Annotated in this window: 11 protein-coding genes; 2 read left to right on the top strand and 9 right to left on the bottom strand. The window is 38.7% G+C overall.

The window, feature by feature from the left end; genetic code table 11:
- Positions 1–7: 7 nt before the first annotated feature.
- The 3 genes from oppC to B6D67_RS01425 all read right to left on the bottom strand — a co-directional run bounded on the left by oppC (position 8) and on the right by B6D67_RS01425 (position 4471).
- On the bottom strand, positions 8–934 hold the full coding sequence (gene oppC / locus B6D67_RS01435; protein WP_010921892.1) for an oligopeptide ABC transporter permease OppC: 927 nt from the start codon (positions 932–934) through the stop codon (positions 8–10).
- Positions 934–2436, bottom strand: coding sequence for an ABC transporter permease (locus B6D67_RS01430; protein WP_010921891.1), 1503 nt, complete (start codon positions 2434–2436; stop codon positions 934–936). The genes oppC and B6D67_RS01430 overlap by 1 nt, the downstream gene beginning before the upstream one ends.
- A gap of 64 nt (positions 2437–2500) precedes the next feature.
- Positions 2501–4471 carry a peptide ABC transporter substrate-binding protein gene (locus B6D67_RS01425; RefSeq protein WP_011285389.1) on the bottom strand — a complete coding sequence of 657 codons (1971 nt, stop codon included), beginning with the start codon at positions 4469–4471 and terminating at the stop codon, positions 2501–2503.
- Between the two features lie 330 nt (positions 4472–4801).
- On the opposite strand from B6D67_RS01425, the gene pbp3 reads away from it, so the two are divergent.
- The gene (gene pbp3, locus B6D67_RS01420; RefSeq protein WP_010921890.1) at positions 4802–6034 is read left to right on the top strand and encodes a D-alanyl-D-alanine carboxypeptidase PBP3; all 1233 of its coding nucleotides are present in this window, start codon (positions 4802–4804) and stop codon (positions 6032–6034) included.
- Positions 6035–6201: 167 nt separating this feature from the next.
- Positions 6202–7383: a D-alanyl-D-alanine carboxypeptidase family protein gene (locus B6D67_RS01415; RefSeq protein ID WP_015055912.1), complete on the top strand. Its 1182-nt coding sequence runs from the start codon at positions 6202–6204 to the stop codon at positions 7381–7383.
- 151 nt (positions 7384–7534) lie between these two features.
- On the opposite strand, the gene sufB is transcribed toward B6D67_RS01415, so the two are convergent.
- From sufB to B6D67_RS01385, 6 genes are all read right to left on the bottom strand, one after another.
- Positions 7535–8953: a Fe-S cluster assembly protein SufB gene (gene sufB, locus B6D67_RS01410; RefSeq protein ID WP_010921889.1), complete on the bottom strand. Its 1419-nt coding sequence runs from the start codon at positions 8951–8953 to the stop codon at positions 7535–7537.
- Positions 8946–9425: a Fe-S cluster assembly sulfur transfer protein SufU gene (sufU, locus tag B6D67_RS01405; protein WP_002986018.1), complete on the bottom strand. Its 480-nt coding sequence runs from the start codon at positions 9423–9425 to the stop codon at positions 8946–8948. Before sufU ends, sufB begins: the two co-directional genes overlap by 8 nt.
- Complete coding sequence (locus tag B6D67_RS01400) at positions 9412–10638, bottom strand: cysteine desulfurase (protein ID WP_029714224.1); 1227 nt, start codon at positions 10636–10638, stop codon at positions 9412–9414. The genes sufU and B6D67_RS01400 overlap by 14 nt, the downstream gene beginning before the upstream one ends.
- Before the next feature lie 30 nt (positions 10639–10668).
- Entirely contained in the window at positions 10669–11931 is a 1263-nt protein-coding gene (gene sufD, locus B6D67_RS01395) for a Fe-S cluster assembly protein SufD (RefSeq protein WP_010921887.1), read from the bottom strand.
- A 94-nt stretch (positions 11932–12025) separates the two neighbouring features.
- A complete protein-coding gene (gene sufC, locus B6D67_RS01390) occupies positions 12026–12796 on the bottom strand; it encodes a Fe-S cluster assembly ATPase SufC (protein WP_002986023.1) in 771 nt (256 codons plus the stop codon).
- Positions 12797–12917: 121 nt separating this feature from the next.
- A complete protein-coding gene (locus B6D67_RS01385) occupies positions 12918–14087 on the bottom strand; it encodes a glycosyltransferase family 4 protein (protein ID WP_002991122.1) in 1170 nt (389 codons plus the stop codon).
- Between the last annotated feature and the right edge of the window lie 4 nt (positions 14088–14091).

Genomic DNA, 14091 nt, shown 5'->3' with positions numbered 1-14091 from the left:
TTAACTCCTATCTATGTGAACGTGGGTCACTGGCATCAGCCAAGTTTTGTCCGACAATGTATAGTGGTAACGATACTAAAATCAATGTTACTAAGGGAATCCAAAAGAGGTAGGCATTTGTTGTTAAGTTGCTTGAATAATTAGCAATAAAACGTCCTAAACTTGGAGTGGTGGTTGGTAAACCAATCCCAAAGAAGGATAAGAAGGCCTCAGAAGATACATAAACTGGTAGCATTTGTGACAACATAGTCATGATAACTGAAACCAATTGAGGCAGGAGGTTCTTAACAGCAATCTTGTACATTGGTGTTCCCAAAGTTTGACTAGCAAGGTTGTATTCTAAATCACGGTAACGCAAGATTTGAACACGGATGGAGTAGGCGACACCAATCCATCCAGTGATACAGAAAGCTAGAATCAAATTCCAAAATCCTGCACCTAATGAATAGGTCAAAACAATGATAATAAGCATAGAAGGGATATTTGAGATAATGTTATAAATTTCAATCATAACTTTATCAAATGCTTTAGAAACTCCCCATATGGCTCCTAACACTACCCCAATGGTGATATTAATTAGTGTCGCTATAACTGAGATTAAAATAGAATTACGTGCCCCATACCAAACACCATCAAACAGAGATTGCCCATTTTTGTCGGTTCCAAACCAGTACTCTGCATTTGGCCAAATATAACGCTTTGAAAAGTCATTGATATTACTAACGTCATTAAAGTCGTAGTTGGCAAACATTGGATAAATAAAGCTCATCATCAAGACTGTCACTAAAATTACGAGCATAAAGACTGTAGATTTTTTAGAAAAAAACTGACGAAACACTGATTTCCAGTAAGAATAAGCAGGGGTATCAATCACTTCGGAGGCTTCACTATCGCGCTCAACAAATCGAAATTTAGATTTATCAATCGATTCCATTACTTACCTCCTTTTTTTGTTGACAATTTAATACGTGGATCGACAAGGGTCATGACAATATCTCCTAGTAAAAGTGAAACAATTGACAAGACAGTGAAGATAAAGGTTAATCCAACAATCATAGAATTGTTAGCAGATTTAATAGAATCAATTAACATTTTACCCATACCCGGGAAGGCAAAGACAGTCTCTGTTAATGTTGCACCACCAATAGCAAGGATAATACTTGCAGGAACCCCTGACACAATTGGGACCATGGCATTTTTGAAGAGATGCCCTCTGTAAATTTCAGATTCTGATAATCCTTTTGAACGCGCAAAACGTACCCAATCGCTGGCCTGAAGGTCAACAAGATAGCGACGGAACCAGATAACCGTAGTTGGAATATTTAAAATTCCTAAAATAAGGGCTGGTAAAATATAAGATTTAGGATCAGATGCCCCCAGCATTGGGAAACTATCTGGTAAACCAACCATGCCACCTAGGAAGCGAACAACATAGATAACAGCAATACTTGGTAAAGCAAGCATGAAGGTCATGGTCGCTGTTGAGAAACTGTCAAAATAGGTATTTTTAAACCGAGCCATAAATAAACCAAGAGGCAAACCAACGATATAGGAAAACATAACACCAAAAAAACCAATTACAAAAGAATTGTGAATCATTGATGGGTCGACATAATTATTGATGGTTTTAGTGTAGGAATCTCCCTTACCATAGTTTACCTTGGTGATATCATCCAATGATTTTGGATTTTTGTAGCTACGGCTATAGATATCCACTGACGATTTCTTAGTGACACCTGATGGGAAGGTCACATCTTGAAGAGCTGTTCGTCCTTGCCCTTGTGAAATGACCTGAAGAACAGGAATATTGCTGTATGTTGGATAAGATGTCCCTAAGTTTAAGGTAACAAAGTTTTGGTGAAGATAAGGAAATTTTCCGTTAGTATAGAGGAGATACTTATGTTTTGTCCCCGAACCAACAAGTGACCAGCCAACTGATTTATCTTTTTCTAGACGAATATACCTAGCTAATTTTGGATTATCTTTATCCTGAATCTTCCAAGGGTGATCAATAACAACTAGATTTGAGAAAAAGTTCCAAACACGTTCGTAAATAGGAATATTGCGAATTGCATAAAACTGTTTGCTAGTGGGGAAGCGTTTTAGCTGCCAGCCATTGCCAAGAGAATCAATATACTTCTCATAGATAGCTTTGTTAGCACTAGTTGCTTCTGTCGTTACACTACTATCTACTTTAGAAGCATTATCTTTTAATTCTTTGCTTGAAAAATAATTGACATAACCCATACGTTGAAAAGTTAGATTTTCATACGCTACTTTTTTATCTGGTGTTGTTGTCATTTTATTATAATTAGGGTCTTGTTTAAAGATAAGGCTGGTAGGTACTAGAGTATATACGATGGTGTATGTTAAAGCCGTTACCAGAACTACCGACACTAACGATCGCATGATACGGTTTAAAATATATTTTTTCATAGTTGTCCTCAATAGTTCAAAAGAACTCCCTCACATAAACGAGAAAGTTCTTTTGAACATCGTTTTATTTTTCAACGTGATCAGCTAACTTCTCAGCATATTTTGCATTTGACTTAGCCTTTGCTTTCATCCATTTTTCTTTTGCTTTTTCGTATTGTTTTACTGTGACAGGTTTGTCTTGAAGTTTCATTCCTTTATATGCTAGAGGACCTTTAGACCCTGCCCAAGAGAAGCCCCCGCTAAATGGAACGGCTTTAGTAACTCGTGGAGTGCCACCCAATGCCACAACTGGAATATCTACGGCATTATCTGTAAGGTAGGCTTGTGCTTTTGCGTAAGCTTTATAGCGCGCATCGTTGTCGTCTGTAATTGCTGCTGCTTCATCAAGAAGAGTTTGGTAGGTATCAAGGCCTGCAGCTGCCACAACATCCTTATTTTGACCTGCTTTGATTCCAAGTTTTTGGATAACAGATCCACCACCTACTGGACTCATGATGTCAAGGTAGGTCCGTGGATCTTGATAGTCTGGTCCCCACCATGATGAAATGATATCGTAGTCTTGTTGTTCTGGGGTCTCAGCATAGAAGCCTTGGGCTTCGTGAGTTGATGTTTCTGTTTCAAGAACATTGACAATGACATTCTCTTTACCAAGAGATGCTTCAACAGATTGTTTGAAAGACTGGGCTTCCTGAACAGTTGCTGCGTTTGCTTGGTCAACAGGGTAATCTAATTGAACTGGGAAGGTTACACCTTCAGCTGTTAAAGCTTCTTTGGCTTTTGCAAACTCAGCTTTTGCTTTTTCAGGATTATAGAAACCATCTTGAGCATCAGCTAAGTTAACGTCTTTCCATTCATCACCAAGTTTTGCCATTTCCTTTTCAACTTCTGAACCAAAATCACTTTCTCCAATGGTCACAAATGTTGGTGGGACAAGCATGTTACGTAAGGCTTTTGTTTTGGCATCTTGACCTGCAGTTTGTGCTTGGAATGACGCTCGGTCAAAAGCAAACTGAATAGCTTGACGAAAATCCTTGTTGTTAAGAGCTTTCTTACCGGCATCTTGTTGTGCAGGGTCTTTCTTAGTGTTTTTGAAAGAAGTACGGTTCAAATTCCATGTTAAATGACGGATATCTCCAGTCAACATTCCGTAAGTAATGTTATCAGCATAGTTTTTCTTAGCTGATTTGTAGGTAGGGTCATTTGGGTAAAGTCGTGCAACGCTGAACTCACCCTTGTCAAAGTTCTTGTAGAACGAACCTGGGTCTGAACCATCTGAGTAAGTCAATTTAACAGATTCTATCCCAACATTCTTAGCATCCCAGTAGTTTTCATTTTTATGGAATTCCATAGATGATTTTGAGGTGAAGGCGCTCAAGAAGTAAGCACCATTAACAAGGATTGATGATGGATCGGTTGTACCAAAATCTTTACCTTTTGACTTCAAAAATTTCGCATTAACTGGGAAAAGCACACTATAAGTTGTTTTTGAATTCCAGTAGCTTTCAGGCTTGTTCAAAGTATACTGAACAGTTTTATCGTCAAGGGCTTTGACACCAACTTCTTTAAAATCTACTTCACCATTTTGGTAAGCCTTTAAGTTTTTTATTGAATCTTCAACAACGTAAAGAGCATCTGATTTATCGTCAACCGCGTGCTTCAAACCAGTCACAAAATCTTCTGCTGTTACTGGGGCATATTCTTCACCATCAGCCGTATACCAAGAGACACCATCGCGAAGAGTATAAGTATAAGTCAGACCGTCTTTTGAAACCTTCCAATCTTTAGCAAGTGATGGTACTAAATTACCATACTCATCGTTTTCCAAAAGACCATCAACCATTTGTGTTATCACATCAGTCGTTCCACCGCCATTAGTCAAAATATAATCCAATGATTTTGGATCGTTAACAAAAACGTACTTGTAGGTTTTTGTAGCTTCTGAGCCACCTGAAGCATTTTTATTACCACAAGCTGCCAAAGCGGATACTGACAAGATCGCAACACTTACAGCTGCCAACCATTTACTTTTCTTCATAAAAGTCACCCCTAAACTTTATTTTTCATTTTTTGGCAATTGCTAAATGAAATTGGTTAATTGAAGACATTATATCATAAAACTTTCTTAAAGAAAATAATGAAATGAAAAATTATCTGAATATTTCGTAGAATTTTCTTTATTTTATACATTTATCTATATGAAAGCGTTACACTCCTTTTTTAATGAGGTTTCAATTAGTTTAATAAAGATTGTCATTCTCTCATGGTAGCGTTTTATTACATCACTACTCTTGTGAGGTAAGTCATTACCTTAGACAAAAATATGGTATAATTAAAAAAATAATACTTGAGTAAGGATAATCTATAAATGATCAAACGATTAATTTCCCTAGTGGTCATCGCCTTATTTTTTGCAGCAAGCACTGTTAGCGGTGAAGAGTATTCGGTAACTGCTAAGCATGCGATTGCCGTTGACCTTGAAAGTGGCAAAGTTTTATACGAAAAAGATGCTAAAGAAGTTGTCCCAGTCGCCTCAGTCAGTAAGCTCTTGACAACCTATCTGGTTTACAAAGAAGTTTCTAAGGGCAAGCTAAATTGGGATAGTCCTGTAACTATTTCTAACTACCCTTATGAACTCACTACAAACTATACTATTAGTAACGTTCCTCTTGATAAGAGAAAATATACCGTTAAAGAACTTTTAAGTGCGTTAGTTGTTAATAACGCCAATAGCCCCGCTATTGCTTTAGCTGAAAAAATAGGCGGAACCGAACCCAAATTTGTTGACAAAATGAAAAAACAATTAAGACAATGGGGCATTTCCGATGCAAAGGTCGTCAATTCAACTGGCTTAACTAACCATTTTTTAGGAGCTAATACTTATCCTAATACAGAACCAGATGATGAAAATTGTTTTTGCGCCACTGATTTAGCTATTATTGCCAGGCATCTCTTATTAGAATTTCCAGAAGTACTGAAATTATCTAGCAAATCCTCCACTATTTTTGCTGGACAAACCATTTACAGTTATAATTACATGCTTAAAGGCATGCCTTGTTATCGAGAAGGCGTGGATGGTCTTTTTGTTGGTTATTCTAAAAAAGCCGGTGCTTCTTTTGTAGCTACTAGTGTCGAAAATCAAATGAGGGTTATTACAGTAGTTTTAAATGCTGATCAAAGCCACGAGGATGATTTAGCTATATTTAAAACAACCAATCAATTGTTGCAGTACCTTTTAATTAATTTTCAAAAAGTCCAGTTAATTGAAAATAATAAACCAGTAAAAACGTTATATGTCTTAGACAGTCCTGAAAAAACTGTCAAACTTGTAGCCCAAAATAGTTTATTTTTTATCAAACCAATACATACAAAGACCAAAAATACCGTCCATATTACTAAGAAATCATCCACAATGATCGCACCTCTATCAAAGGGACAAGTCTTAGGTAGAGCAACCCTTCAAGATAAACATCTTATTGGACAAGGTTATCTGGATACTCCTCCTTCTATCAATCTTATCCTTCAAAAAAACATTTCTAAAAGTTTCTTTTTAAAGGTCTGGTGGAACCGTTTTGTGAGGTATGTCAATACCTCTTTATAGAATAACACAATGCTTTTTGTATGACATTGACTGACAGAGTACTTCTGCAGTCTTTTTCATTTTTATTTAAGCAAACTAGGCCAATCCTAACAATTTTTCAAAAAAACTTCACATTGTATTAGCAAAGTGATATACTGAAAATGCATTACATTTAAAGGAGTCGGAAATTGACCAAAAGAATTATACTAACTATTTTTACCTTTATTTGCTTTTCGGTGATGCCTCTTGTCCACGCCGAAGATGTCATGGATATTACAAGGCAAGCAGGCTACACAGTTAGTGAGGTTAATCGACCAAAATCTTCTATTGTCGTTGATGCAAATAGTTCAGATATTCTTTGGCAAGATAATATTGATATTCCTAGGGATCCTGCTAGTATGTCTAAGATGTTTACGCTTTACATTTTATTTGAAGAGCTCGCTAAGGGAAAAATTACGATGGACACTACTATTACGGCAACTCCAACCGATCAAGCTATCGCTAACATTTATGAGATTAGCAATAATAATATCGTCGCTGGAGTAGCTTATCCTATTCGTGATCTTATTACTATGACAGCTGTGCCTTCATCAAATGCAGCAACTGTTATGATTGCCAATTATTTATCAAACAATGATGCTTCTGCGTTTATCGATCGTGTTAATGCCACAGCCAAACAATTAGGCATGACTAACACTCATTTTTCAAACGCTAGTGGTGCAGCAGCACAAGCTTTTCAAGGTTATTATAATCCTACTAAATATGATTTATCTGCTTCAAATATTACGACCGCTCGAGATTTGTCCAAGTTACTCTATGCCTTCTTAAAAAAATACCCTGAAATTATCTCCTTTACAAATAAATCTGTTGTGCACACTATGGTAGGAACGCCATATGAAGAAGAATTTCACACCTATAACCACTCTCTCCCAGATAATCAATTTGGTATGAAAGGAGTTGATGGATTAAAAACAGGTTCTAGTCCCAGTGCTGCTTTTAACGCCATGATAACTGCCAAAAGAGGCAAAACTCGACTCATTACTATTGTCATGGGGGTCGGAGATTGGTCAGATCAAAACGGGGAGTTTTATAGACATCCTTTCGTCAATGCCTTGACTGAGAAAGGGTTTAAAGATAGTAAGACCTTATCCAAAAAAGCACGCCAAAAACTCGAAAAATTAGTGCCACAAACCAAAAAAGAAACATCATCTAAACAGCAGCACTTCAAAGCCACTAAAAAGCAATCGTACTTGGAAAGAGTCGAAGATTTTATGAATCACAACCACACTTTCTTGCTTATTTGCTTAGCTATCTTTATAATTACTATCCTTTTACTAAGCCTCGTTGTCTTTGCAATGGGACGCCAATAATGAATTATCAAAAACCTCTGTCAAAGCACAGAGGTTTTTGATATGTTATCTTACGTGTTCAAGGCAACTAAAAACTAACCACTTGGGGTTAGTACTACAACTCATAAAATCCTATCTCAAAGATCTTTCAGATGGATAAGAGAAAATGCAATTAACCGACAGAACCTTCCATCTCATAGGAAATCAATCGATTGAGTTCGACCGCGTATTCCATTGGCAATTCTTTGGTAAAAGGCTCCACAAATCCCATGACAATCATCTCTGTGGCTTCGCTTTCTGATAAGCCACGGCTCATGAGATAGTAGAGTTGTTCTTCAGAAATCTTAGACACTTTGGCTTCATGTTCTAACGCCACCTGTGAATTATGAATTTCGTTAAATGGGATTGTATCTGATTTAGAAATATCGTCCATCAAAATAGTATCACATTCAATATGGGAAACGGATTTTTTAGATTGCTTGTTAAAGGTCACTTGGCCACGATAATCTACTTTACCACCAGACTTGGCAATTGATTTTGACACAATTGATGATGATGTATGTGGAGCATTGTGAATCATTTTAGCCCCTGTATCTTGGTGTTGACCTGCATTAGCAAAGGCAATAGACAGCATGGTGCCACGCGCACCTGGCCCATCAAGATAAACAGAAGGGTACTTCATGGTGGTTTTAGCTCCTAGATTGCCATCAATCCATTCCACTGTTGCATCCGTAAGGGCGCGTGCACGTTTTGTTACTAGATTATACACATTGTCTGACCAGTTTTGAATGGTGGTATAACGCATGTATGCACCATCAAGCGCAAAGATTTCAACGATAGCAGCATGTAAGCTGTTACTTGAATAAGTGGGAGCTGTACATCCTTCAACATAATGAACACTTGCTCCTTCATCAACAATAATCAATGTCCGCTCAAATTGACCAGTATTTTCATTGTTAATGCGGAAATAAGTTTGCAAAGGGATATCTACCTTGACCCCTTTAGGAACATAAATAAAGGTACCACCAGACCAAGCTGCTGAATTAAGGGCTGCTAATTTGTTGTCTGTTGGCGGAACCAGTTTGGCAAAGTATTGTTTGAACAAATCAGGATATTCTTTGAGGGCGGAATCGGTATCTGTAAAGATAATCCCTAGCTTTTCAAATTCACCCTTCATGTTATGGTAAACCACTTCTGACTCATACTGAGCTGATGCCCCAGCAAGATAAGCACGTTCTGCTTCTGGAATTCCAATACGATCAAAGGTTTCTTTTATTTTTTCTGGAACATCATCCCAAGAACGAGCTGGCTTATCAGATGCTTTTTGATAGTAAATGATATCATCAAAGTTAATATCTGATAAGTCTGCTCCCCAGGTTTGCATCGGCATTTTATTAAAGGTTTCCAAGGATTTTAAACGAAACTCCAACATCCACTCAGGTTCATTTTTGGCAGCTGATAGTTCGCGAACCACTGCCTCACTCAATCCTTTTCCTGTAGAATAAATGGGCTCTACATCATCGTGAAATCCAAATTGGTAGTCCCCTAAGTCAATTGGCTTTGGCTCTACTTTCTCATTTATATCAGACATTTTTCCCTTCCTTTACATTTTGGTCCGTGAGGTGCTGAGCATTGGCACTTCGTTTAATGGCTTCCTTGAGAGCATTCCAAGCTAGGGTAGAGCATTTGATACGCTGTGGAAATTTTGCAACTCCTGCCAACAATTCTGCTTCACCTAGCTCTTTTTGAGCAGGATTTTCCTGTCCTTGTACCATCTCTGAAAAAATATCAGCTAACGCGAGTGCTTCTTCTTTACTTTTACCAATAACAGCATCTGTCATCATGCTTGATGAAGCTGTGGAAATGGTACAGCCGTTGCCTGCAAAAGCAATATCTTCAATTTTATCTTCGTCAAACTTAACGGTCAAAGAAATCACATCACCACAAGTCGGATTATTCAGTTGAACAGCCTCTACGCCATCTAGTTGCCCATGATGATGTGGACGTTTCGAATGGTCCGCTACCACAGCCATGTATAGATGGTTCAGTTTAGAGAGTGCCATTGAAAAACTCCTTTGCTTTTAGAATTGCTTCGACTAGACGGTCACAATCTGCCTTGGTGTTATAGATATAAAAACTTGCTCTAACAGTTGCTGGTACACCTAAATAACTAAGAAGAGGTTGGGCGCAGTGGTGCCCTGCTCTTACTGCAACACCTTCATAGTCCAAGGCTGTTGCCAAGTCATGAGGATGCAAATCATCCAGATTAAAAGAAATCAGACCAGATCTTGCACTAGGCTGGCTTGGTCCATATATGGTAAGCCCCTCAATAGCTTCTAATTTCGGCAAGACATAGGCTATTAGTTCTGCTTCATGCGCATGTATATCAGCCATGCCTAGTCTCTGAAGGTAAGAAATGGCTGCGCTTAGCCCAATAGCACCAGCTATGTGAGGTGTTCCTGCTTCAAACTTCCAGGGCAATTCTTTCCAAGTGGCCTCTTGTTCGTAAACAAAATCAATCATTTCTCCGCCAAATTCAAGAGGCTCCACTTGATTCAAAAGCTCTTCTTTGCCGTAAAGAACACCCAAACCTGTTGGCCCCAACATCTTATGAGCTGAAAAAGCAAAGAAATCACAATCCAAGTCTTGAACATCAATAGCCAAATGTGGAACCGACTGGGCACCGTCAACAACAAGGTAGGCTCCTTTAGCATGTGCCAGCTTGGCAATTTCTTTAATGGGATTGATGCAACCAAGAACATTGGAGACATGTACTAGGCTAACAAAACGTGTTTTTGTCGTCAATTTGTTTGCCAAATCGTCCATGTCAAGTTGGCCATCTTTTAAATAAACATAGACTAACCTTGCTCCTGTTTTTTGACAGGCTTGTTGCCAAGGAATGATATTGGCATGATGCTCCATAATCGAAATCAACACCTCATCTTCTGGCATCAAGACCTGCTCTGCAAACCGAGCAACCCAATTCAAACTGGTTGTTGTTCCTCTGGTAAAGAGCACTTCCTTACTTGATTTAGCATGAATAAAGTCAGCAACCTGCTGGCGACTGGCCTCATATTTGAGCGTTGCACGTTCAGCCAAGGTATGAACTCCTCGGTGGACATTAGCATTATCTTCTTGATAATAGGATTGCAAAGCCTCAAGAACAAGCGCCGGTTTTTGTGTGGTGGCGGCATTATCCAAATAAACAAGGGGTTCATCATTGACTTGTTGATTTAAGATTTGAAAGTCTTGTTTGATGTCTTTTGCGTCTAGCAATACTAACCTCTTTCTTTTTGGCAGTAGGTCTTAACGATTAAGCAATTTCTCATCTAAAACCTTAATAATCTCTTGGCGGACTGATGGAATAGGAATTTCAGCGATAACCGCTCCTAGGAATCCTCTAATAACCAATCGTTCTGCTGTTTCTTGATCCAGTCCTCGACTCATCAAGTAATACATATCTTCAGGGTCAACCTGACCGATAGAAGCTGCATGACCTGCTGTTACTTCATTTTCATCAATTAAGAGGATTGGATTGGCATCGGCTCTTGCTTGGTCAGAAAGCATCAAAACACGGCTTTCTTGTTGAGCATCAGCTCCCTTAGCGTCTTTTAGAATATGACCAATCCCGTTAAACGTTAAGGTGCCACGTTCCAAAATCACACCATGCTGTAAAATATGACCGACCGTACGTTGACCATAGTTGGTCACGCGCGTGTCAATACCTTGTACCTGACGACCACTTGAGGCTGCAACAACTTTCAAATCAGCTTGTGAGCCCTGACCAATCAAATCACTGTCAAAATCAGCAATGACATTGCCTTCATTCATCACAGCTAAGGCCCAATCAATGTTGGCATCCTTCTCTAAACGTCCTCGACGGCTAATATAGGTTGTCACTGAAGGACCTAAGCGGTCGATAGCCGAGAATTTAATCTGGCTGCCTGCTTGAGCAATCACTTCTACACTGATATTAGCGCTGATCTTTTGAGTGGCATTGCCAATAGATTCAAAACGCTCTAAATAGGTGAACTTACTTTCTTTTCCTGCAATCACTAGAACATGCTTGTTAAAAGGAACGTCACTGTCACTATCTTGTAAGAAAATAGCTTCAATAGGAGTTGTGATTTCCAAGTGATCAGGAACGTAGAGCACGGCTGCGCTATTAAAATAAGCAGTGTGGTAGGCAGCTAGTTTGTCTTCATCAAAAGCTAATGCCTGACCAAAATGAGCTTCAATTACTTCTGGGATTTCCTCAAGCGCCGTATAAAAATCACTGAAAACAACTCCCTTGTCAATTAACGCCATTGGTAACTGTTCTAAGACTGTTTGCGTGCCTACCTGAACAAGCTTTGGGTTATCTCCAATAGCTATAAAATCTGGAACACTAGCTAGACTTTCATTTTCTGTTAAGGTACCATCTCCTAGATTCCAACGGTGAAATTTAACCCTTTCGATGGTTGGTAATTCCAAATTTGGAATGGCTTCTAATGCCGCTAAACGCCGTTCTTGCAGCCAAGCAGGCTCAGCGTGGGCTTGCGAAAAAGCCACTAGTTTTTCTTTTGTCATCTGTCAATCCTTTGTCTCTGGTTTTTAAATTGGCTGGGTATATAGAACATCACCTAGCTTTTTGTAGAAAGCTAAAGTAATTGTCTCCAAAAACTTAACTTTCTTCCTTATACTCGATTCCCAGATCCTGTGCAATACCTGCGTAGCCTTCTTTTTCAAGACGAGTAGCCAAGGCAGCATCACCAGATAAGACAATACGACCATCCATCATAACATGAACTAGGTCTGGGGTAATGTAATTCAACAAACGTTGATAGTGGGTGATAATCATAGCTCCAAAGTCTTTCCCACGCATCTCATTAACCCCTTTAGAGACTACTTTTAGGGCATCAATATCAAGACCAGAATCAATCTCATCTAACAAAGCAAATTTAGGCTCTAACATGAGCAATTGAAGAATTTCATTGCGTTTTTTCTCCCCACCAGAAAAACCTTCATTGAGGTAACGCTCTGCCATCTCTTCTTTCATACCTAACAAAGCCATTTTCTCATCAAGTTTGGTGATAAAATCTCGCACGGAAATCTTATCCTCATCTGCCTTACCGGCATTCATTGCTGCACGCATAAATTCAGCGTTGGTAATCCCTGGAATTTCTGAAGGGTATTGCATGGCGAGAAAAAGTCCCAGTCTCGCACGCTCATCAACTTCTAGATCGAGAATATTGACCCCGTCAAGCAAAATTTGCCCTTGGGTCACTTCGTAGTTAGGATTTCCCATAATAGCTGCTGAAAGGGTAGACTTTCCTGTCCCATTTGGCCCCATAATGGCAGCTACTTCCCCAGTTTTAAGAGTTAGGTTAACCCCTTTCAAAATCTCTTTACCTTCTATTGAAACATGTAAATTATTAATCTCAAGAATTGACATGATACACCCCTTATTTTCTCTGTCATCTATACCATCTCAAGAAAAGACAGTGTCATTTGCACTGCTTTTTTTATAATGGTCACTGCATCTATTATAGCAAAAAAAGCCTTACTCGGCTTTTTTAGTGTTTCAAATCCTTCTTTTCTTTCCATTTCAGAAGCATTGCTTGACGATAATCACTATTACCAATAAACTTTAACAAGTTAAACAAAGGCGTTCGCTTTTCACCCCAGATCTCCAATCCTTCAATAAAAACTTCTAAACCAAATAAAAGTCCAAGCATCAAGAGGACGCCACCAATTCGACTAGAAACATTTAAAAGTAAAGAAATAAGGGAAAAAAGCATGGTAATACCATAAACTACTAAGACAGCTCCTCGATGAGTAAAGCCCATTGATAAGAGTCGATGATGCAGGTGCATCTTATCCGGCTCGTAGAATTTTTGACCTGATAAACTACGTCGAATAATAGCCACGATGGTATCCATAATGGGTACACCAAGAATAATAACAGGTGTCACCACAGCCACAGCCGTTGAATTTTTCAATCCTTGAAGAGACAAAACCCCTATCATAAAGCCAATAAAGAGGGCTCCTGTGTCACCCAAATAAATCATAGCTGGATGGTAATTATAAGGAAAAAATCCTGCAATAGCAGAAATCAAGACCAAAATGGTTAACGTCAAAAAGAAATCCTTTTGAGGTAAAAAGAAATAAGATACAATAGCCATGGTCACTAAACTAATAATAGAGACCCCACTAACCAAACCATCCAAACCGTCAATCAAGTTAATAGCATTAGTGATGGAAACAATCCACAGGACTGTTAAGAATAAGGTTAAGAAAGGACCAAAAACTAACAACGGCCCTCCAAAAGGAATTTTGAAGCTATCAAATTTAAAGTCGGTAAAAGCCCAGACAATCACTGCACCAATTAGAATACCAAACATCTTTAATTTAGGACTTAACTCATACAAATCATCTAAAAAACCAGTAAGGGTAATTACTGTAGCACCAATCACGACAGGTAAAATATAACTGAAGTAGGTCTGACCAAAAAACATGGCGCCTTTAGAAGCAATCGGAATAAGTCCCAAACTTGCTACTAAAAAAGACATAAAAATAGCTAATCCACCACTGGTTGGCATCGGAACCTTATTGACCCGTCTGGCATTGGGATTGTCTACTGCACCCACACGAAAGGCTAAAAAGCGAACAAGAGGGGTTAAGAATAAGGACATTAACAAAGCCCCTATCAGAACAAGGACATAATCTATTGTGAATGAAAACATACTA

It is taken from the genome of Streptococcus pyogenes, from assembly GCF_002055535.1.
In the GTDB taxonomy this organism is placed as follows: Bacteria; Bacillota; Bacilli; order Lactobacillales; family Streptococcaceae; genus Streptococcus; species Streptococcus pyogenes.
This window is presented reverse-complemented; position numbering and strand designations above follow the sequence as displayed.